17 protein-coding genes and 2 tRNA genes are annotated in these 20,975 nt (G+C 49.5%); all 19 read right to left on the bottom strand.

The genetic code is table 11. The features are described 5' to 3' along the window. Positions 1–6 precede the first annotated feature (6 nt). Complete coding sequence (locus tag LI015_RS00420; RefSeq protein ID WP_002568004.1) at positions 7–735, bottom strand: SDR family NAD(P)-dependent oxidoreductase; 729 nt, start codon at positions 733–735, stop codon at positions 7–9. Further along, positions 732–3,014 (bottom strand): xanthine dehydrogenase family protein molybdopterin-binding subunit, encoded by a 2,283-nt coding sequence (locus LI015_RS00415; RefSeq protein WP_227123704.1) that lies wholly within the window; start codon positions 3,012–3,014, stop codon positions 732–734. The genes LI015_RS00420 and LI015_RS00415 overlap by 4 nt, the downstream gene beginning before the upstream one ends. Next, positions 3,015–3,515 (bottom strand): (2Fe-2S)-binding protein, encoded by a 501-nt coding sequence (locus LI015_RS00410; protein WP_054354111.1) that lies wholly within the window; start codon positions 3,513–3,515, stop codon positions 3,015–3,017. Between the two features lie 18 nt (positions 3,516–3,533). After that, on the bottom strand, positions 3,534–4,532 hold the full coding sequence (locus tag LI015_RS00405; protein WP_227123703.1) for a lipoate--protein ligase: 999 nt from the start codon (positions 4,530–4,532) through the stop codon (positions 3,534–3,536). 99 nt (positions 4,533–4,631) lie between these two features. Beyond that, positions 4,632–5,966, bottom strand: a complete 1,335-nt coding sequence (locus tag LI015_RS00400) for a uracil-xanthine permease family protein (RefSeq protein ID WP_118017489.1) — start codon at positions 5,964–5,966, stop codon at positions 4,632–4,634. 228 nt (positions 5,967–6,194) lie between these two features. Next, a complete protein-coding gene (locus tag LI015_RS00395) occupies positions 6,195–6,809 on the bottom strand; it encodes a flavodoxin family protein (RefSeq protein WP_002568009.1) in 615 nt (204 codons plus the stop codon). Between the two features lie 232 nt (positions 6,810–7,041). Continuing rightward, complete coding sequence (locus LI015_RS00390; protein WP_002568010.1) at positions 7,042–8,052, bottom strand: LacI family DNA-binding transcriptional regulator; 1,011 nt, start codon at positions 8,050–8,052, stop codon at positions 7,042–7,044. 128 nt (positions 8,053–8,180) lie between these two features. Further along, positions 8,181–9,473, bottom strand: a complete 1,293-nt coding sequence (eno, locus tag LI015_RS00385; protein WP_002568011.1) for a phosphopyruvate hydratase — start codon at positions 9,471–9,473, stop codon at positions 8,181–8,183. A gap of 14 nt (positions 9,474–9,487) precedes the next feature. After that, a complete protein-coding gene (locus LI015_RS00380; protein ID WP_021892948.1) occupies positions 9,488–10,882 on the bottom strand; it encodes a glycerate kinase type-2 family protein in 1,395 nt (464 codons plus the stop codon). Then, on the bottom strand, positions 10,869–12,263 hold the full coding sequence (locus tag LI015_RS00375) for a Na+/H+ antiporter NhaC family protein (protein WP_002568013.1): 1,395 nt from the start codon (positions 12,261–12,263) through the stop codon (positions 10,869–10,871). Before LI015_RS00375 ends, LI015_RS00380 begins: the two co-directional genes overlap by 14 nt. Positions 12,264–12,319: 56 nt before the next feature. Beyond that, a complete protein-coding gene (locus LI015_RS00370) occupies positions 12,320–13,171 on the bottom strand; it encodes a MurR/RpiR family transcriptional regulator (protein WP_002568014.1) in 852 nt (283 codons plus the stop codon). A gap of 289 nt (positions 13,172–13,460) precedes the next feature. Beyond that, positions 13,461–13,534: transfer RNA gene (locus LI015_RS00365), tRNA-His, on the bottom strand. Between the two features lie 36 nt (positions 13,535–13,570). Beyond that, a tRNA-Arg gene (locus tag LI015_RS00360) sits at positions 13,571–13,644 on the bottom strand. A 250-nt stretch (positions 13,645–13,894) separates the two neighbouring features. After that, positions 13,895–14,830 (bottom strand): S66 peptidase family protein, encoded by a 936-nt coding sequence (locus tag LI015_RS00355; protein WP_002568015.1) that lies wholly within the window; start codon positions 14,828–14,830, stop codon positions 13,895–13,897. A 177-nt stretch (positions 14,831–15,007) separates the two neighbouring features. After that, positions 15,008–16,690 (bottom strand): peptide ABC transporter substrate-binding protein, encoded by a 1,683-nt coding sequence (locus tag LI015_RS00350; protein WP_002568016.1) that lies wholly within the window; start codon positions 16,688–16,690, stop codon positions 15,008–15,010. 211 nt (positions 16,691–16,901) lie between these two features. Then, positions 16,902–17,888 carry an ABC transporter ATP-binding protein gene (locus LI015_RS00345; protein WP_002568017.1) on the bottom strand — a complete coding sequence of 329 codons (987 nt, stop codon included), beginning with the start codon at positions 17,886–17,888 and terminating at the stop codon, positions 16,902–16,904. Beyond that, positions 17,888–18,886, bottom strand: coding sequence for an ABC transporter ATP-binding protein (locus tag LI015_RS00340; RefSeq protein ID WP_118017837.1), 999 nt, complete (start codon positions 18,884–18,886; stop codon positions 17,888–17,890). Before LI015_RS00340 ends, LI015_RS00345 begins: the two co-directional genes overlap by 1 nt. A gap of 10 nt (positions 18,887–18,896) precedes the next feature. Then, positions 18,897–19,841 (bottom strand): ABC transporter permease, encoded by a 945-nt coding sequence (locus tag LI015_RS00335; protein ID WP_002568019.1) that lies wholly within the window; start codon positions 19,839–19,841, stop codon positions 18,897–18,899. 9 nt (positions 19,842–19,850) lie between these two features. Continuing rightward, complete coding sequence (locus LI015_RS00330; protein WP_002568020.1) at positions 19,851–20,777, bottom strand: ABC transporter permease; 927 nt, start codon at positions 20,775–20,777, stop codon at positions 19,851–19,853. Positions 20,778–20,975 lie beyond the last annotated feature (198 nt).

The following is a 20,975-nucleotide window of genomic DNA, read 5'->3' as shown; positions in this document are numbered from 1 at the left end:
ACCTGCTTATGATTTCTTTCCAAACACATCAATGGCCGCACCCATAATCGGGGCCGCTGCGTCCGATGCCAGAAATGTCACCACTTCCGCCACATCCTCCACCTGGAGCATGGAATCCAAATCAATGGTCACTGCCTGGTCGCTGTCCATCCGTTCTCTTGTATGCTCCGTATTGGTCATTCCCAGGTATATGGCATTCACATTGATTCCGTATTGCTTGACTTCCTCGGACAGCGTATGGGTGAAGCTTACGATTCCGCCTTTTGACGCTGCGTACGCGCCAAATCCGGGAAAGAAGTGTTTGGCGGCCGAGGAACTGATGTTGATGATTTTTCCGTACCGGTTCCGTATCATGGCCGGCAGGACTGCCTTTGTGCAGAAAAAGGTTCCGTTGAGATTAATGGAAATCTGGCTCAGCCATTCCTCGTTTGATGTCTCAACCACGGGAACCGACTTGTGATAGGCCGCATTATTGACAAGCACATCCACACTTCCCGCTTCCTGTTCAATTTCCCTGAAGCACTGCTCCACCTGTTCGGGCACCGCGATGTCGCAGACTTTCACAAGGGCCCGGCCGCCCTCTTTCCTGATTTCCTCTGCAACCGCCTGCAGCTTGCCTCCGGTCCTTCCTATCAGGACTGCGACAGCGCCCTCTTTGGCAAATGCCTTTGCAAAACCCGCGCCCAGCCCCTGGCCCGCGCCTGTGATTGCCGCTACTTTATCTTCAAATCTCATAAGGTGATTCCATCCCTTCTTTCAACTGTCTCATTTTCCCGGGCCAGGAGTTCAAGCACTGTATCCGGTTTTAATGGCAGACGGTGCACCTCACATCCGATTGCATTGGCCACAGCATTTGCAATTGCCCCGGCTGAGGGTACCACCGAACACTCCCCGATGCTCTTTGCCCCATATGGCCCGGTGGGTTCTGTCTCCTCCACCAGTCCCACCTTGATAGGCGGCATCTCACCGGCATTCATAATATGGTACTGCTTAAAGGTAGTGTTTTTTACCTTTCCCCCGCTGTCAATTATGATTCCCTCTGAGAGTGCGTATCCAAGTCCCATCTGCACCGCGCCTTCGATCTGGCCTTCCACAGACATGGGATTGAGCGCCTTCCCCACATCGTGCACCGCCGTATATTCCAGGACCTTTACCCCGCCGGTCCGGGTATCCACCGATACCTTTACATAATGTGCGCCGTAAGACATGGCCAGGGCATAGGAGGCAAATGTGTCCGCACAGCATATATCCCTCTGGTTCACTTTCCTTGCGTGCGTGATGACTTCCTCCAGGGAGGCCTTCTTTTCAGGATTGTTCCTCACACAAACCCCGTTGTCCTTCAGTTCCAGGTTCTGCTGTTCCTCTTCCAGCAGCTGGGCCGCCTCTTTCAGCAATTCCTGCCTGATTTTTCCTGCCGCCTTCACAGCAGCATTGCAGCTCACATACGTACCTCTGCTGGAATAATTTCCCAAATCATACATGGTGGTATCTGTATCTGCCTGTATACACTCTATCCGGTCCATGCTAATTCCCAGCTCCTGGGCCACTGCCTGGACCTGGGTTGTCACGGAGCCATTGCCCATGTCGCTGACCCCGGTGAACATGACAACCGAACCATCTTCATTCATTTTAAGTATCACGCCGGTTGTGTCCGGACACACGCCGTACACTCCGTTTCCGTGGGTGGCCGCTGCCATTCCCACTCCAATCCGGTACCTGCCCTTTGCCGCCCCGGATTCTTCCTGTTCCTTCACCGCCTCCTCCCAGCCGAACAGCTCCATCCCCTTTTTCACACAGTCAATGGGTCTTGCATTTCCATGCCTCTGCCCGTTCCTCTGGTCAAACCCATCCGGTTCAACCAGGTTTTTTAACTGCATGTCAATGATGCTTATATGTAAGTCTCTGGCAATCTTATTCATCTGGCACTGCTGGGCAAAGAACTCCTGTGGAGATCCAAAGCCCCTCATGGCACCTGCAATGGGAGTGTTGGTATAAACCGGAGTGGCCCTGAACCGGATATTAGGCGTCTTGTGGTTTTTAAAAAACTTACCGCTCATGGCCCACACAATGCTCATGGTCCCGCCCGCATATGCCCCGGCATTGATTATGACCTGCATATCCTGGGATAGAATGGTCCCGTCTTTTTTAACACCGGTTTTAATCTTTATTTCCATTCCGTGTCTGGTCCTGGACGACACAATATCCTCCCGCCTGTTGTAAACCAGCTTTACCGGGCGCCCTGTTTTCATGGCCAGCAGGGCTGTCACAGGCTCTGTTATTGTATCTATTTTTCCTCCGAACCCGCCGCCCATGCCGGGATTTACCACGCGCACCCTGCTCATGGGAAGTCCGAAAATCCTGCTGAGGTTCTTCCTGTATCCGAACACATCCTGGCTGGGCGTATAGACCGTCAGCTTGCCGCTGCTGTCATAAACCGCAATGGATGCATGTGTCTCAATGGCGCTGTGGTGGATGGCAGGCGTGGAATAGGTATCTTCATATATATAATCCGCTGCCTTAAAGCCCGCTTCCACATCGCCGGCCCCCATATCCACCGGAAAAATAATATTACTTTCACCGTGAATGGGATACGCGCCTTCCTTCAGGGCCTCTCCGGGGTCAGTATAAAAGGGAAGTTCCTCATATTCCACCTGGATTAACTTCACTGCCTGCTCGGCAATCTTTACCGTATCCGCCGCCACGGCCGCCACCTTATCTCCCACATACCGAACCGTATCATCAAATACCCGTTCCGTTTTGTGACCGTCAATCTCTTCCCCGCAGCTGTTATACTTTGTGTCCGGGGCGTTTAAATAGCACACCACTCCGCGGACGCCCTCCAGTGCCTCTGCCCTGCTTGTATCAATCTTCTTTATTCTGGCATGGGGCACAGGGCTGAACAATATTTTAGCGTGGAGCATTCCGGGGAACTCCAGGTCAGCCGTATATTTAAACTGCCCGGTTACCTTCATGGCCGCGTCGCGGACCGGTATGCTCTGTCCTATGATTCCCATTCAGCGCTCCTCCTTCTTTCCCCCGGCCTTTGCCTCCATCATCCGCCTTGCGGCCAGTCTGATTGCCTCCACAATCTTCACGTATCCCGTGCATCTGCACAGGTTATTGGAGATGCCGTTGTTCCTGATTTCCTCCTCTGTCGGATTCTCAATCCGGTCCAGAAGCGCCTTGGCTGACATCACCATTCCCGGCGTGCAGTATCCGCATTGTACTGCCCCGGCGTCGATAAACGCCTGCTGAATGGGGTGCAGCTCCGTGCCGTTTGAAAGGCCTTCTATGGTCTCAATCTTCTTTCCTTCCAGGTTCCGTGCAAGCACCAGACAGGAATTCACCGCTTCTCCGTCAATGATGACTTTGCAGGCCCCGCAGTCTCCGGTGCTGCATCCGCACTTTGCGCCTGTCAATCCCAAAACCTCCCGCAGCACGAATAGCAGGGTCCAGTTTTTTTCTATGCTGACTTGTGTTTTCTTTCCGTTTATATCCAGACTTACCTGTTCCATTGTCTCACTCCCATGTGTTTATATTCTGTCATCTCCCATAATGCAGCCGACCACTTCTTCCTTTGTTATGGTTCCGAAATATGGTCTTATATCTAATTCTTCAAAAACGCGGCTGACGGCGTCCCTCTCATAAACCACCCCGTTCAGCAGCTGTTCTATATCTTTCATCTCCATACATCCCAGAAAGTCACCCTCAAACCGGATTTGTTCAATCCGCGAATTCTTTAAAGATGCCTTAACCGTTATGCTGCCTCCCCCAAACCGTTTTCCGTGTGTCAGGTCTGCCGGCGGGTTCTTTCCATACGTCCAGAGGAAGGATTCATATTTGTCACGGGCCAGGCACATAATCTCCCTGCGCTCGTTCCGGGATATTTCATATTCCTTTCCCCCTGATTCCCCAAAAAGGGCCTGCAGCAGTCTTTCCCTGAATTCCAGAACATCCATGTCATAGGAAAGATGTTCCGCTATGGTGGTTACCCTTGAACGCACCGACTTAATACCCTTTGATACCAGCTTATCCTGTTTTACCCGCAATGCCCTGCTCAGTATTTCTAAATCTGAACTGAATAACAGTGTTCCGTGAAACAGTACCCGGTTCTTATAGATTCTTACCGCGCTTCCTGATATCTTGGCGTCTCCCAGAACCAGGTCATTGCGCCCGTTAATCCCAGCCTGGATTCCCATTCCCCGAAGCGCTTCTACAACCGGTTTTAAAAAAGCAGAGTAGTCTGTGTTTGTAAAATCCCCATGCTCCATGATAAAGCTGAAACACAAGTTTCCCAAGTCATGGTAGACAGCGCCGCCCCCGCTGGTTCTTCTCACCACATCAATTTTGTTGGCCTTGACGAACTCCTCACATATCTCTTCATGGGTATTCTGAAAAGCGCCTACCACAATGGTGGGACGGTTCCTCCACAGCATGAGTACGGGCTCACTGATGTCCTCTTTCTTTAAAAAATATTCCTCAAAAGCCAGATTTTCCGAACCGATAATACTGTTCGTCTCCACGTATATCATAGTAAAGGCCCTCTCATTTCCCGCTGTATTCCTAAAAATATCCACATGGTGCAAGGCGCTCCATGTGGATATCCTCTTAAAATAATAAGTATGCTCTTTTTACTGCACGGCCGGTATTTCCCCTTCAAGCTTTACGTCGGTCACTTCATCCTCTGCTGCCTTTGGAAGAATCATGTTTAGCACAAGGGCAACCAGGGCCGTACCGGGAATGCCGGTAAAAATGGTTGTAACGGTTGACGGCAGAAATGCCAGGTTAGCCACTCCGAAATTGCCGCCGATGCCAATGGCCAGCGCAATGGCCAGGATGGTTGTGTTTCTCTCCGTAAAATCGCCCATGCTGATAACCCGGAGCCCGGACGCCGATATCTGACCGCACATTACAAGGACAGCTCCTGCCATAACACAGTTGGGAATCAGCGCAAGCAGCTGGGCCAGCTTTGGAAATACCGCAAAAGCAAGGAAAATGATTCCTCCCAAACCGGTAACAAAGCGGCTTCCCACGCCGGTCATTGCAACAATACCCACATTCGCGCTTCCCGTAATAACCGGAGCACCGTTAAAGGCAGATGCAAACATTCCCGTGATACCGCCGCCTCGGATGGTCCTGGATAATTCCTCCGAGGTGGGAAGCCGGTTGGATACCGCCGTCACAAGCCCCGTGGTGTCCCCCACCATTTCCATCAGGGTGCCGATGTGAACCGCGCAGATTGTCAGGATTGCTCCCACATTGAAGTTGACTCCCCATGCAAAGGGTTTAACCATGGAAAACCAGGAAGCCTCTCCGATGCTTGAAAAATCCACCATGCCAAGGGCCGCGGCAACAACGTATCCTATTACCATGCCGATTAATATACAACATTGTTTGATAAGGCCTTTTCCAAAAAAGTTCAGAAGAACAATCACCACAACGACCATTACAGCAATCGCCAATTCAGTCATCGCGGTTTCACTTTCCACATTAAAGTTTCCGAATGCCGTTGCGCCGATACAGATACCCACGGTCAGCACCACTGCCCCTGTGACGGTAGGGCTGAAATACTTATGTAAGTACCTGATTGCAATGGGACCCAGAATAAACAATACACCGCTTCCAACCAGGGCCGCCCCAAAAGCTCCGCCGATTCCGATATTGGGGTTATTGGCCGCCACCACCATTGGTGTAATCAGCGTAAAGCTGCCTCCTGATACAATGGGGAGTCTGGCTCCAATATGCTTTCCGATTCCAAAGGACTGGATAATGGTAGCTATACCGGTGATAAATAACGCACACTGAATTAATAAAGCAGTTTCTTTGACACTGAGCCCAAATCCCATCGCAAGCAGCATACCTACCGCAATCTGTCCTGTAAATGCCGATAGTACATGCTGGAATGCCAATGGAAACGCTACTGCCAATCGGGGTTTGTCTTCGATACCATAACTCATCATTCTCATAACTAACTCCTGTTTCTGATACTCCCGCCATTTCTGCCTAATGTATGAAGTTCTCCTTTTATTTTTTATATTCAAAACTTTTACCTGACGAATCGGCGCCATGTTTTGTCAGGAATTGGCAGGGCTTCCACAAAATACCTGTCTGTTTATTTGAAAAAGACAAACACAAGGGCAAATAAACATTATGCGGTATCCTTATGGAAACCGGTAGTTTGAATCCGTTCCGGCTTAGTTATCCAAATTGAGTCGTTTTGTCAAATCAGCCATCTTTGCACCCAGTGCCCTGGCTCTCTTTAATCCTTCCGGGTCGTCCATTTCCCCTGACCCGTCCCCCGGATTCCAGAGACTGGCTCCTGCGTAAGTTCCCGCTCCCCCGTTGCAGACAACCATACCCTGTGTATGGTAAAATCCAAGGATTGCGTTCAGTGCCCCTTCCTGTCCTCCGTTTCTTGTTCCTCCTACTGCAATCGCAGCGCCCACCTTCCGGTTAAAAAATGTGGGATCCTTTTTTATAATATTCCAGGTAGGGCGGAACCGGTTGAAAAAGGCCGCCAGCTGTGCCGTAATATTCATCTCATAGACCGGTGATGCTATTATCATCCCGTCAGCCTGATATACCTTTTCATAGAGAGGGGTCATATCGTCCTCATATACTGTACAACGGACCGCGTCCTCTCTCAGACACTTATTGCAGTGAATGCAGAAGTTCAGCTTCCTTGCACGCAGTTCGATGAGCTCCACTTCCACGTCCCCTGTTTCCAGTGCGCCGTCCAGCGCTTCCCGCAATGCGGCATAGGATGATTTCCTTCTTGGGCTTCCACATATTCCGATAATTTTTACCATGCCGTGTACTCCTTCCGGGGCAGAACATCATTTTATTTTATACTCTATTTTTACATGTATCTTTTTTAACGCGCAAAATTCTCTTGTGCAATATACACAATTTTGTTATATGTTTTTGTTTATTATTATGCGTTTTTCTTAATTATATCAAAAAAAAACGGATTGTCAACGAATCCAAACCAGTTTCCGGATGAAACTGGTTACATCAGACTTTCTATGCCGTGGGCGGAATCTATAGCTTGTCTCTATACTCTTTTACATTATTTCTGGTGGTTTCCCTCAGCTTTAATTCCACCGGAAACAACACACTTTTACTCTCTGTATTGCCCCTCAGTTTTTCCAGCAGCAGCCTGGCCGCACTTTCCCCAAGCTGGTAATTGGGTGCAACCACGGTTGACAGCGAGGGGAGCACAAAGCTGGCCACCGGATTGTCGTCGAATCCCATTATCTCCATATCCTCCGGCACACGTATGCCGTGAAGCACCAGATATCTCATTGCCGCAATTGCCATCATATCGTTAAAGGCAAAAATAGCGGTGGGCCTCTCCTCCAGCCGCATCAAATGCCCGCACGCGTCATATGCATCCTGCAAATCTGCATAATGGGCTTTCACCATGCACAGACGGCAGTCCTTTTTTTCCATGAAAAAGTCATATACCGCCTTACGGCGCCTCTCCGTCACCAAATAAGTGTCAGAAGTGCTGATTACCCCGAATACGCGGTTGCCTTCCCGGTACAGATATTCTAACGCCATCTGGACCCCTTTGTAATCATCACTGTAAACGTATGTCACATCCTTGGGTGATTCCGACTGCTCCATATTTTCAATCAATACATAGGGCACCTGAATCTTGGCCATGCGCAGCTCCTCGCTGTTAATAAAACCGGAGCCGGATATAATCATTCCGTCAACACTTCTCTGGTCCACCCTGCGCCAGAAATCCTCTATGCTGTCTGTTGAAAATACAAGGACCTTATAATCCGCTTCCCTCAATACAGCCTGGCTTCCTTCCACCAGCTGGTTGAAAAATTCATTGCAAAGGGTCGGGATTACACATAAGATGGTCTTTGTATAACCGGTTGACAGGCTTTTGGCGGAGGGGTTGGGTATGTAGTCCACCCGCTTCATGACCCCTATGATATGATTGCGTGTTTCCTCCGACACCTTCTCCGGCTGATTAATGCATCTGGAAACCGTTGCAACCGAAACCCCCGCCAGGTACGCAATTTGTCTGATATTCAAAATATAACCTCCTTTTTATGCATTATCTATACAGTATTATACTATATAAAGGAGTAAAACAGATAAAAAAACGGAGAAACCTGTTTTACAGGATTCCCCGTTTTTTATCTGTGAAAGTATCCGATATATCATCCCAGCCGTTCAAATCCCGGAACCTTAAGTACATCCGCCATTGTCTTTCCCGGCTTCAACTGTTCCTCTACCCTGAGTCCGGTATTGGTGAATATAGTGCGTTCCCCGCTTCTTGGCGCCCCTGTTTTCATGATTGGCAGGCCTAACGCAATTGCCAATTCAGCGTTTGGGTCGTCAATGACTCCTCCCGCCCTTCCGGACGCCACAACCAGCAAATCATGTTGTTTCATGAAACGGACCGTTTCAATTGCCTCTGTCAGTGTACCAATCTGGTTGGGCTTTAATATCATTCCCTGTATCGCGTCCATGTCGATTGCTTTCTTGGCCCTGTCAATGCTGGAGCATATAAAATCATCTCCGATCAATACAGCCTGTATCTCTTTCCTGGCTTTTTTGAATCCCTCAAAGTCCTCTTCCTGCAGAGCATCCTCAATAAACCCGATTGGATATTTATGCGCGATCCTGGAAAGCAGTGAGATCATTTCGTCCCTGTCTATATACGTTCCCTTATACAGATATGCGTCCCTTGCCTCATCATAGATTTCACTGGCAGCGCAATCCATGGAGAATATAATTTTATCTTCATACCCCAATGATGAGGCTGCTTCCATAAGCATATCAAACAATACAAACGGGTCATCCGATGGGGCGCCATATCCGCTGTAATTACCCATCACGGGCGGTTTTCCATTGTTGTATTTCTTAATGATATCTCCCATCTTCTGGAATATCTCCACCCCAATTCTGGACCCCTCATAGAATGTACTTACATTTTTAGGAATCACAATAAACTCCTGAAATGCAAGGGTATAATTCCCATATGTACCGCCGTTAATCATATTATATGCCGGCGCAAATACCCTCTCCGGCTCTTCCTCTGCCAGGTACCTCCATAATGGCTTTCCCACGCTGGCCGCCGCTGCTCTGGCGGCCGCACAGGAAACAGAATAGATTGCATTTCCTCCCAGATTCGTCTTATATCTGGTCCCGTCCAGCTCTATCATCCTATGGTCAACTGCCTGCTGGTCTGTCACATCCATACCAACCAAAGCCGGACCAATGATTTCCTCGATATTTTTTACTGCTTTAAAAACGCTGAGGCCGCCAAATAACTCTTTATCGTTATCCCTTAATACATACGATTCATTCTTCCCAACAGACGTGCCAGTGGATGCTCCCGCCCTTCCCATCTTACCATTTTCCGTATATATTTCAGTCTCTACCACAGGCCTTCCCTTAGAGTCCAGTACCTGTCTTGCCTTTACTTCCTTTATTCTGTTTCCATTCATCCTATTTTCCTCCCTTATTCCGCTTCCGGTACATACATCACGTTAAAATCGCACAGATTGGTCCCTGTATTTCCTGTAAGTATGGAATCCTGGGTACACTCCAGCGCCCCGCCGCAATCGTGGGTTCTGAATACGTCAAAAATATTAATACCCTTTTCAGAAAGCATCCGCAATGTCTGTGAATCCGTCAGTGCTCCCGCATACCTGGTTGTCCCATCTGTGCCCTCTGTATCCACCGATGCAAGGGCTGCGCCCGCAGTGTATCTGGCACCATGGGCAAATCCCAATGCAAGCTCATGGGAAGGACCTCCCGTTCCCCTGCATCCGTCCTCCACTTTCGTCGTGGTCTCCCCTGAACAGAATACAAAGCAGGGCGCCTTAATCGGTCTGTGATTAGCCTGTATCTCCCTTGCCATGGAGGCAAAGAAGTATCCTGCCTCCCGGCTTTCACCTTCGATAAAGGTGGAAAATACCATGGAGCTGATTCCCATTTCCCTGGCAGCTTCCACTGCAGCTTCACATGAATCCGGTACATTGTTAAGGCAGAAGTGCGTCACACCCTCTCCAAATGCTTTTGGGGTCTCATGCTCCGGATTATCTTCATACAGATATTTTAAAATAGACTCTGGCAGCTTGTCCTCCAGCTGATAATTCCTGATACAGTCCCGCGCATCCTGTATCGTAGTCTTATCCGGAGCCACCGGTGTGCCGAAAAACTGGAACGGTGCCTTGAAATCTACAGTAGGCTTTACCCCCACACCGTCTCCCACAATTATATTTACAATCTCAGCGCCATTTTTAAGTACCTGCTCCGCAAGGCGCCCGCCGTTGGTTCTGGAAATATGGCGTCTGACCGCATTGATTTCCTCAATCTTCGCGCCGGAGCGCAGCAGCATATCCTGGGCCTGTATCTCCTCCTGCAATGTGATGCCCTCTTTGGGGCATGTCAGTAAAGCGGAACTGCCTCCGCTGATGACAGAGATGAACAGGTCACCCGGCTTTCCCTTATCAATCATTTGTATTATATCTTCAGCGGCCCGGTACCCCTCTTCATTTGGAAGGGGGTGTCCTCCCACATAGACCCTGGTATTGATATAGGTATCGTTATCCTCTGCTATCTTCACGGATATAACACCTTCTGTCAGCTTCTCCTTCAATACATCACATACGGCCATGGCCATGGCATTACACGCTTTTCCCGCGCCAAAAAGATAGATATTGCCCAGTTTATCCATATCCCAGCGCTTTGTACCAATGGTCAGACGATTACCGTCCACAGACATAAGTTCCTTAATCAGATGGTATGCGTCCACCTTTGCCCACATGCGCTCCAGCAGTTCTGTAATCTTTTTCCTGGATTCCCTGTCTCCATGATTTAGAAGACTCTCTGTATTCTTAATTTTCCCCATTTTGCTGTCCTCCCCTTTTATTAAATAGCAGATAATTGACGATTAACAGAACCGGCATGACATATGCCTGGAAACAGTAGGGCGCATATTGGAAACAGGATACCCCCAAAAGATCCAGAGCAATGACAGCGTTCATGTTCCATGGAATCAACGGCCCTAAAGGGGTTACAGAGCAGGCCAGATTTCTGGTTAAATCCAAATCGCTTACATTCATTTTCTTGTAGAGCGGTTTCATGAGGTTTCCCGCAAAAAGATAGGCAAAAGAACCGGAACACCCCACTGCATCTCCTAAGAAACCTGTAATAATGGTTGTTATGAGAAGCTGGAAACCCGTCTTTACTTTATTAACAATCGGCGCCACCACAGCATCCAGAACACCGGCCTGGGTCAATATACCGATAAGGCCGAATGTGATGAGATACAGGGACGCACTGGAAAACAGGCTGGTGACTCCGCCTCTTGACAGCAATGTATCCACAAGTTCCATCCCGGTATCGCTCTTTACACCTGACCAGAAGCATGTCAGCACATAAGCCAATGATTTTCCCTGGTAAATGACAGCTACGCCAATACCGGTGGCAGCACTTATCAGGATTGAGATGATCGCCGACTTCTTAAGCAGGAGCAGTATGATTACGATAAGCGCCGGCAGGAAGGCAATCAATCCCACATTATAGTTATCACCTAATGTTTTGATTATCATTAGCGTGGTCTCATTTTGGACCTCTCCGCCTGCGTATACAAATCCTAAAATGGTATATAATACAGCGCTTATGATGAAGGCCGGAAACTGTATTTTTGCCAGATGCCTGACATGGTCCATCAATTTTACCCCTGTGACCGCGGATGCCAAATTAGGGCTGTCCGACATCGGAGAAAAGCCATCTCCCAGGAACGCGGCACTGACCACTGCTCCGGCTGTCATGGCCGGGGGAACTCCTAGCCCCAGTCCCACGGCAGACATCGCAATACCAATGGTACCTAATGTCCCCCAAGAAGTACCGCACGCCATTGCGTACAACGCTCCGACAATAAACGTAACCAGAAGAAAAATTTTGGGTGTTATCATCCGAAGTCCCACATCTACAATCGCAGACACTGTTCCTGCGGCAATCCATGCGCCAATCATACCTCCCACAGACAACAGGATAAATACAGATGTAATGATCTTCCCGCAGTAAGACACTGCCGCCTTTTCAAGTTCCTCGTATGTAAATCCCAGGGACATGCAGGCCGGAATGACAAACAGCCACGATAAAAAGAAGGTGGCGGCCATAGATACCCCCCATTTCATATAAGGGACAATAACCACAACACAAACAGCGGCCATGATCAGTAACGCAAACAAAAAGCTTGGTTTCTTTCGTTCATTTGAACTCATAGATTATCTCCTTTCTTTTTGCTTTCAATCAACAGCGCGCTTTGTGATTAAAAGTATTAAAAGCCAATGAAATAATTTTGGCTTAATATCTCTTCAATTTTTGAAACTACCTCTATTCCCTCATCCTTATTTTTTGCAGCTATGCTTGAAATAATATAGTCAATGAGAAAATGGACTGCCACGTAGGAATCCTTAAAGGAGGGGCCTACGGCGGAACACGGAATGATAATATCTCCATATGGTTTGACAGGTCTTATATCCTTGCCTGTAATGATTATAACTTTAGCTCCCCTTCTTCTCATGAAATGGGCTATATTTACCGTTTCCTTATAAAATCTCGGAAAGGAGAATACAGTGCACACATCCCCCTCTTCCACATCTGTTATTTCCTCAGGATATGTGCTGGCAATCCCCTGAATCAGCCGGACCTTCTTCTTTATCTGAGACAGCACCACAGCCAGGTAAAAAGCAGGAGAAAAGCATGTCCTAAGTCCCAACACATAATTATGATTTGCACTGCTAATCCAGTCTACCGCCAAATCCAGCTTTTCTGTGTCCTGAAGCCTTAATGTGGCCTCGATATTATTCACGGCAATGTCCCTGCACCGAAGAAGCAAATCATTGGGAGTCCCTCCCTGTTCAGATAACTCGCCAAACCTGGAAGGAAGGCTTACCTTTACTTTTATCAAATCCTGTATGTTTTTCTTCAGATCCGTATAGTCCTTATACCCCATCGTCCTGGAGAAACGGATTAAGGACGTGGTGCTGAGTCCGATTCTATGTGCTATTTCATTTAATGTTTCAAATGGTACAAGAGCATAATTCTCCAGCAGAAAATCAGCAATTATTTTCTGTGATTTAGTAAGATTTTCATATCTTTTGTTGATTTCATCAATAATATTTTTCATCTCTCATCTCCTGATTTTGAGTATATCATAGTACATTTTTTCTTCAATACCGCACATATTTTCTGGTTAGTTTATCTAATTTCCCTCATATTTTTTAACTCCAAAACAGCTCCCCCTCGTATTTTTCAACAATTTATCAATTCATTTTAAAAACCGTACACAGCTGCCAGAGAAATTTGACATAAAAATGTATATTTATATACATTTTTAAAAAATAAAATATCCCGGCATCATACCGGGATATCAAACACAAAAAAAATCCCCTCTCCGTACCCGGAAAGGGGAAAAGGGTGAGTAGAGGGATTCGAACCCTCGGCCTCCAGAGCCACAATCTGGCGCGATAACCAACTTCGCCATACCCACCATATTAAGTTATGAAACATCAGAGCTTACGCTCAATGAGCCTGAAGGGATTCGAACCCCCGACCCACGGCTTAGAAGGCCGTTGCTCTATCCAACTGAGCTACAGACTCACAACTTCTGACAGCCTTGATGTGACTCTGCACTTTCATGCCGACTGCTGTCAACGAGCTATAGTTTATCATATGTCTCTGGAGATTGCAAGCACTTTTTTTAAATTTCTTGTCCTTTTTTGCACTTTTTTTGCAGCCTTTTCCAAATTCCTTATTCCGGAGCCTGAAAAAGGCTGCGCCAAGGCTGTGACAAAGCCATCGTCTGCCGCAGAATCTGCCGTTGAATGTACCGTTGAATCTTCCGTTGAATCTACCGCAGCTGCCGGTAAAACCGGAGCCGTTTATTGTCCCCGTCCATACGGCACATGGTGCCAAAGGGCAGGGTACCCATGGGCTTGTCGTGGCCTGACCTGATATGATACATCACAGGCAAATCAAAGGTTCCAAAGCGGTCATGAAGGAATTCCTCTATCTGATAGGTGCCGTCATACCGGTCATTGGTACAGTCCGTAAAATCTCCCAGGAGAATTCCCGCAGCGTGTTCAAACATCCCCGCATACTCCATCTGGGTAATATACATGTCAAGGGAGGCAATGCCTTCCTCCACATCCTCCAGAAACAGAATCTTATCCCTGGTGTCCAGCTGATAGAAGGTGCCGCAGGCCCTGGCCAGCACAGATATATTTCCGCCTGCCAGAATGCCCTCTGCCTCCCCTCCCCGGATGGTCTTAAAGCCCTCCTCACCGGGCGGGTTACGAAACTCCAGCTCCTCCTCCATATTGAGGGCCGCAAACAGACCGGACCTGGTGTAGGCGTCAAAGTCCTTCAGCATGTTGGAGCACACCATGGGACCATGGAAGGTAACCAGATTCCCAAACATCTGGAATGCTGAGTGAAGGTTTGTTATGTCGCTGTATCCAACAAAAATCTTGGGATTTTGCTTCACCAGGTCAAAATCCAGGTATTTCATGATTTGGGAACTGCCATATCCTCCCCGCACACAGAAAACCGCCTTCACCTGCGGATCCGCAAACATACGGTTTATGTCCTCTCCCCGGGCCCCGGCATCCCCTGCCAGATAATTGTGGAAATTATACATGTTCTCAAGACATGTGCCCAGCTTTACCCGGTACCCCATGCCCTCCAGCAGCTTTACGCAGCCGTCCCTCTCCTCTTCCTTTACAGGAAACGCTGGAGACACCAGCCCCACTGTGTCCCCTTCCCTAAGTCTCTCCGGAAATACCATCTGTCTCAATCCGTCCTTTCATCCTTAATCCGGAATATACCGGAAAACTGTTTTCCGGCGCGCTCCGGCCAAAAAGCTGCCCACTCCTGATTCCCAGGCGTGGGCACCTCTTACTCTGCTTACTTACTCTGCTTACTTCCTTTGCTTACTCACTATGGCCTGGCTCTCTCACCATGCCTACTGCTTATCAGCATATTTAAATATCGTATGTCCAATATAAGTCTTGATAACGCCCTCGCATCCCGGCTTCACCAGAAGCTGTGCATTGCGGTAGTACAGAGGCAGTATGGGCATCTCCTCCATCAGAAGCTTCTCGCCTGCCTCAAACAGCTCCATGCGCTTCTTGTTGTCCGTAAGGCTCCTGGCCTCTTTCATCATGCTGTCGTATTCCTTGGCCTGGTCGTTGAGCCAGCGGCACTGGGTTTCATTTCTCTGGAGAAGGAAGCAGTCCAGATTGGTGCTGGGGTCAGGATAATCGCCGGTCCAGCCGTCATAGCAGATATCAAAATTGCCGGCTGTCTGCTCATCCCAGTATACCTTTGGCTCAAAGGTAACAATCTCCACATTCACTCCCAGATTTTCCTTCCACATAGCCTGCATGGCCTGGGCCACGTCTTTTTTCTCCTGGTCGTTCTGGGTAATCAGAGTCAGAGTAGGGTATCCCTCTCCGCCCGGGTATCCTGCTTCTTCCATAAGCGCCTTTGCAGCCTCCACATCCTCTGTGAACAGGTTGCCCACCGTGGTGCGGTAATCTTCGCTGGAGCCCTCATAGGGAATGCCGTGAGGCACAAAAGCATAGGATGATTCCGGCCTGGAGGCAACGATGGACTGGTTGATGACGTCCCTGTTAAGAGACATTGCCAGCGCCTTCCTCACCCGCGCGTCCGACAAGTAGTCTTTCTCGCAGTTAAAGTCATAATAGCAGGTACCTATCAGATCATAGGACTTAAGCTCGTCGCTTCCGCCGTACTGTGACTGTGCCTGGGTCTGGATGATGGTATTGTCCACTACATCCACCTCTCCTGCATTGTAAGCGGACAGCGCTGCCTCTGCGGATTCGATAAACACAATATTCACGCCGTCCAGCTTCACTGTATCTGCGTCAATGTATTCCGGATTCTTCTCCAGCACATAGCTGGCCTGGGGATTGATTTCCTTCAGCCGGAATGCTCCGTTGCTTACATAGGTGTCCGCTGACTTGGTCCAGGCCTCCGGCCCTTCCACCGCATCCTTCTTCACCGGGAAATAAGCGGTGACAGCTGTAAGGTCGATAAAGTAGGCGGTGGGGTTCTCCAAAGTGACCTTCAGTGTCTTGTCGTCCTCAGCCTTGACGCCCACATCCTCGGCAGATGCCTTTCCCTCATTATATGCCTCGCCGTTCTTCAGATAGAACAGATACCAGGCGCCGGGAGAGGCCGTATCCTGGGCCAGGGTACGCTTCCAGGCGTACTCAAAGTCACCGGCCGTCAGAGGGGAGCCGTCTGACCATTTAAGGCCGTCCCTCAGGGTAAAGGTGTATTCCAGTCCGTCCCCGCTCACCTCGTACTTTTCAGCACATCCATTGATCAGGCCGCCGTCCGGGCCAATCTGCATCAGGCCGGTAAACAGATTCTGAAGAACAATGGATGATGTGGCATAATTGTTCATGGTGGGGTCCAGTGTCTCAGGCTCCTTCTGCATGGCGTAGGTCATGACCTTTCCGCCCTCGCTGCCGGCTCCGTCTTCCTTCCCGGCCGAAGCCTGGGTGGTCTGCCCCGAAGCACCGTTCTCAGCCGGTTTCTCAGAACTCTGTCCGCCGCACCCTGCCAGCATGGCAGCAGCCATGACAAGACTCAGTAATACTTTTACATTCTTTCTCATTTCACTCCTCCTTCTTATGAGCACCCAGCAGGCGTTTTCCGGCCCCTAAGCGCGATATATGCCACCGGCGCCCAGTCAACTGAATACCTGACCGCCGGAACCGTCACATGATTCTGTACCCGTGATTCTGTACCCGTGATTCTGTACCTGTGATTCTGTACCCGTGATTCTGGCCCTGTGATTCTGCTCTTGTGAATCCGGCCCCATCCGGCTAATCAAAAAGATGGCAGGCCACCTTATGCTTGTCATTGACCGCCTTTAACTCCGGCTTAACCTGGCCGCAGATATCCTTTGCGTAGCGGCACCTGCTTCGGAAGGGACAGCCGGGAGCCGGATTAATGGGCGAGGGAACATCTCCTTCCAGGATGATTCTCTGGTTTTCCTTAGCCAGCTTTGGGTCCGCCACAGGCACTGCGGAAATCAGGGACTGGGTATAGGGGTGGAGCATGTTGTCATACAGCTCATCCACCTGGGCGTACTCAATGAGATTGCCCAGGTACATGACCCCCACCTCTGACGAGATATGGCGCACCATGGACAAATCATGGGAAATGAACAGATAGGTAAAATGAAACTTATCCTGCAGCTCCTCCAGTATATTGATAACCTGGGCCTGGATGGATACATCCAGGGCCGATATGGGCTCATCGCAGACAATAAATTCCGGCTCCGCGGCCAAAGCCCTGGCTATGCCGATTCTCTGCCTCTGTCCGCCTGAAAACTCATGGGGATACCGGTTGATATGGTCCGGTTTCAGGCCGACCATCTCGATCAGCTCCCTGACACGGTCATTCTTATCCTTCCCCGTGTGCAGCTTCATGGCCCATATGGGCTCGGCTATAATGTCGCCTATGTTCTTCCTTGGGTCCAGGGAGGTATAAGGGTCCTGGAATATCATCTGCATTTTCTTCCTGTAGGGAACCATCTGGCTGTCGCTCAGTCCGGTGATGTCCGTTCCCTGATACAGAATCCGTCCCGCAGTTGCCTGGTACAGCTTAAGGATGGTGCGGCCCACCGTGGTTTTGCCGCAGCCTGATTCCCCCACCAATCCCATGGTACGGCCCTTCTCAATGGAGAAAGTTACGCCGTCCACTGCCTTTAACACCTTTGGCTTGGAAAAAAGGCCGCTTTTCAGCATAAAATGCATCTTCAAATCATTTACTTCAATACAGTTATTGGTATCAGTACATTGAGCCATCACAGCTTCACCTCCCCTATCCGGGCTTTCACCGATTCATTGTGAAGCCAGCAGGCGCTGACATGTCCGTTTCCCAGGTCGCAAAAGGGCGGCTGATGGACGGCGCAGAGCTTCATGGCCCGGGAACACCGGGCCGCAAAGGGACATCCCTTTGGAGGATTCAAAAGGTCGGGCGGCGTGCCGAAGATTGGCACCAGCTTTTCCTTTGTCCTCTTTGGTATGGAGGCCAGAAGTCCTGCCGTGTAGGGGTGACCGGTCCGGTAGAAGATATCCTCGATCTTCCCCTCCTCCATGATTAATCCCCCATACATGACAATAACCCTGGTGCACAGACTGGATATAACCCCCAGGTCATGTGTAATCAATATGACGGAGGTGTTAAACTCATTCTTCATATGGGCCATCAGTTCCAGAATCTGGGCCTGTATGGTCACATCCAGTGCAGTGGTAGGCTCGTCTGCTATTAGAAGCTCCGGCTTACAGCACATGGCTATGGCTATCATAACCCTCTGGCGCATACCGCCTGAGAGCTCATGGGGATACTGCTTCAGCCTGCGCTCCGGGCTGGGAAGGCCCACTGCCTCCAGCATAACCAGGGCCTTTTTCTCTGCTTCCTTCCTGGAAAGCTTCTGGTGGCGCATCAGGGGACCGCGAATCTGTTCCCCTACTGTAAACAGGGGATTCAGACTGGTCATGGGATCCTGGAATATCATGCCAATCCGGTTACCCTGTATCTTCCTCATTTCCCTGGGAGACTTTTTAAGCAAGTCCTCACCGTCAAAGAGCAGGGCGTCCGCCTGCCGGGAAGCATTGTCCTCCAGCAGCCCCATAATTGACAGCATGGTCACACTTTTTCCGCAGCCGGATTCCCCCACGATTCCCAGGCTCTCTCCCTTCCCCACATGGAAGGTGATGCCCCTTACGGACTGCACGCTGCCTGCGTCTGTGGCAAAACTGGTGCGCAGGTTCTCTACCTCTAATATTGTATCTTCCATCATGTTCATCCACCTACTTCTTAAGTCTTGGGTCCAGAGCATCCCGCAGCCCGTCACCGATAAAGTTCAGGGCAAATATGGTGATGCTGATTGCCAGCGCCGGAAACAGCATCTGGTAAGGATATGAAAACAGATATTCTATGGCGTCATTGGCCAGGGTTCCCCAGCTGGCCTTGGGCACCTGGATACCGATGCCTAAAAAGCTTAAAAACGCCTCCTGGAATATGGCTGAAGGAATCAGAAACGTAACCGTCACGATGATGGAACCCATGCTGTTGGGTATCAGATGGTGTATCAGAATCTGCCATTTGCTCAGCCCGCAGACCTTGGCTGCCAGGGCAAAATCCTGTTCCCTCAGGGTCAGTATCTGGGCACGGACCATTCTGGCCGTGGTAATCCAGTACGTGAGGCACATGGCAATCAGAATACTCTGTATGGTGTTACCCAGAAACATCATAATCAAAATCATATAAATCAGGCTGGGAATACCGGTCAGGATATCCACCACACGCATCATGATAATATCCGTGGTTCCTCCCACATAACCTGATATTCCCCCGTAGAGCACGCCTATGACCATGTTGATGGCCGCTGCCGCAAATCCGATGGACAGGCTGATACGGGCCCCGTACATGGTCCTGACAAAAATATCACGTCCCATCTTGTCTGTCCCGAACAAGTGGGCGCTGTTGGGCCACTGAAGGGCATTTCCAAAGTCTGTCTGGTCATATGTATAAGGGGAAAACATAGGTACAAATATGGCTGCCAATGTCATAAGCACCACAATGGCAATGCCCAGCATGGCCAGCTTATCCTTCTTAAGCCGTATCCAGCAGTTCCTCCAGTAGGAGATGCTGGGGCGGTTAATGGATTCCATCTCCCGGTCTGTGTCGGAAAGTCCCGCCAGGAGTTCCTCGGGAATCACATCCGACATGGTAAATTCAACTCTCTCTTCCATCCTCTTCACCTACTCCGTTATCTTTACTCTTGGGTCAATCACTGCGTACATGATGTCAACAATCAGATTACAGCCAATAATCATCACGCCTAAGAACACGGTAAGTCCCAGTGTAACAGAATAGTCCCTGTCCGTGATGGCGGATATGAAATAGCGTCCCAGTCCCGGGATGCTGAACAGCTTTTCAATGATGAACGTGCCGGTGAGCAGCGTGGCCACCAGCGGGCCCACATAGGTTACCACCGGAAGAATGGAGTTCTTAAGGGCATACTTGCTGATGACCTCCCATTCCGGCACGCCCTTGGAGCGCTCTGTCCTTATGTAATCCTGGCGCATGGTTTCCAGCATGCTGGAACGCATGAGACGGGTGATATAGGCCACCTGGGAAAATGCCATACAGAACACCGGCAGCACATAGTGCTTCCACGAAGTCAGGCCATAAGAGGGAAATATCTTCCACTTCTCACAGAATACGTACATCATCAGCACACAGAGCACAAAGCTGGGCACTGACACGCCGATGGTGGCCAGCACCATGGAGGCGCCGTCCGCCAGCTTTCCCCGCTTCACGGCTGCCACGATTCCCAGGGGGATTCCCGCCGCAAGGGCCACCGCAATTCCCAGCGCCCCCACCTTTGCCGATACCGGAAAGCCGTTGGCTATAAGTTCATTGACCGTGGTATCCTGTTTTTTAAAGGAAGTCCCCATATCCCCATGAAGGAGATTGCCGAGATATCTGACATACTGGGCCGGAAGCGGGTCGTTGAGACCATATTTTTCGGAAATCTGCTCCAGGATTTTTTCCGGCACGTTCCTCTGCTCAGACGGACTGAAAGGACCTCCCGGAATGACATGCATCAGAAAGAATGTAATGGTAATAAGAATAAATAGAGATAACACGCCTGCTACCAACCGCTTGATTATGTACTTTGCCATTGCCATACCACCTTTATCTTAGATAAGCTGAAATCGGGCTGAACCGCCCTGTGTATAAAAAAAAGGCGACTTAAAGAACAGTAAGTTCACTGCACCTTCGCCCGACGTACTTAATTAAAAATTATACCTACTGGCCGGTTAAAAGTCAATAAAAAGGACACAGTTTCACATTGCATTTTCTGGCAGAAATACCTATAA

The organism is Enterocloster sp. 210928-DFI.2.20 (assembly GCF_020554465.1).
Lineage (GTDB): Bacteria > Bacillota > Clostridia > Lachnospirales > Lachnospiraceae > Enterocloster > Enterocloster bolteae.
The sequence above is the reverse complement of the archived record's forward strand: the minus strand, read 5'-3'. Positions and strand labels throughout refer to the sequence as shown.

What these genes read in the sequence shown, in the direction of transcription:
- LI015_RS00405 (WP_227123703.1), bottom strand. Translation starts at nt 4,532, where the DNA reads ATGATATACGTGGAGACGAACAGTATTATCGGTTCGGAAAATCTGGCT.
- LI015_RS00350 (WP_002568016.1), bottom strand. Translation starts at nt 16,690, where the DNA reads ATGAGAAAGAATGTAAAAGTATTACTGAGTCTTGTCATGGCTGCTGCC.
- LI015_RS00395 (WP_002568009.1), bottom strand. Translation starts at nt 6,809, where the DNA reads ATGGTAAAAATTATCGGAATATGTGGAAGCCCAAGAAGGAAATCATCC.
- LI015_RS00345 (WP_002568017.1), bottom strand. Translation starts at nt 17,888, where the DNA reads ATGGCTCAATGTACTGATACCAATAACTGTATTGAAGTAAATGATTTG.
- eno (WP_002568011.1), bottom strand. Translation starts at nt 9,473, where the DNA reads ATGAATGGAAACAGAATAAAGGAAGTAAAGGCAAGACAGGTACTGGAC.
- LI015_RS00415 (WP_227123704.1), bottom strand. Translation starts at nt 3,014, where the DNA reads ATGGGAATCATAGGACAGAGCATACCGGTCCGCGACGCGGCCATGAAG.
- LI015_RS00335 (WP_002568019.1), bottom strand. Translation starts at nt 19,841, where the DNA reads ATGGAAGAGAGAGTTGAATTTACCATGTCGGATGTGATTCCCGAGGAA.
- LI015_RS00400 (WP_118017489.1), bottom strand. Translation starts at nt 5,966, where the DNA reads ATGAGAATGATGAGTTATGGTATCGAAGACAAACCCCGATTGGCAGTA.
- LI015_RS00375 (WP_002568013.1), bottom strand. Translation starts at nt 12,263, where the DNA reads ATGAGTTCAAATGAACGAAAGAAACCAAGCTTTTTGTTTGCGTTACTG.
- LI015_RS00370 (WP_002568014.1), bottom strand. Translation starts at nt 13,171, where the DNA reads ATGAAAAATATTATTGATGAAATCAACAAAAGATATGAAAATCTTACT.
- LI015_RS00340 (WP_118017837.1), bottom strand. Translation starts at nt 18,886, where the DNA reads ATGATGGAAGATACAATATTAGAGGTAGAGAACCTGCGCACCAGTTTT.
- LI015_RS00410 (WP_054354111.1), bottom strand. Translation starts at nt 3,515, where the DNA reads ATGGAACAGGTAAGTCTGGATATAAACGGAAAGAAAACACAAGTCAGC.
- LI015_RS00380 (WP_021892948.1), bottom strand. Translation starts at nt 10,882, where the DNA reads ATGGGGAAAATTAAGAATACAGAGAGTCTTCTAAATCATGGAGACAGG.
- LI015_RS00420 (WP_002568004.1), bottom strand. Translation starts at nt 735, where the DNA reads ATGAGATTTGAAGATAAAGTAGCGGCAATCACAGGCGCGGGCCAGGGG.
- LI015_RS00355 (WP_002568015.1), bottom strand. Translation starts at nt 14,830, where the DNA reads ATGGTATTTCCGGAGAGACTTAGGGAAGGGGACACAGTGGGGCTGGTG.
- LI015_RS00330 (WP_002568020.1), bottom strand. Translation starts at nt 20,777, where the DNA reads ATGGCAAAGTACATAATCAAGCGGTTGGTAGCAGGCGTGTTATCTCTA.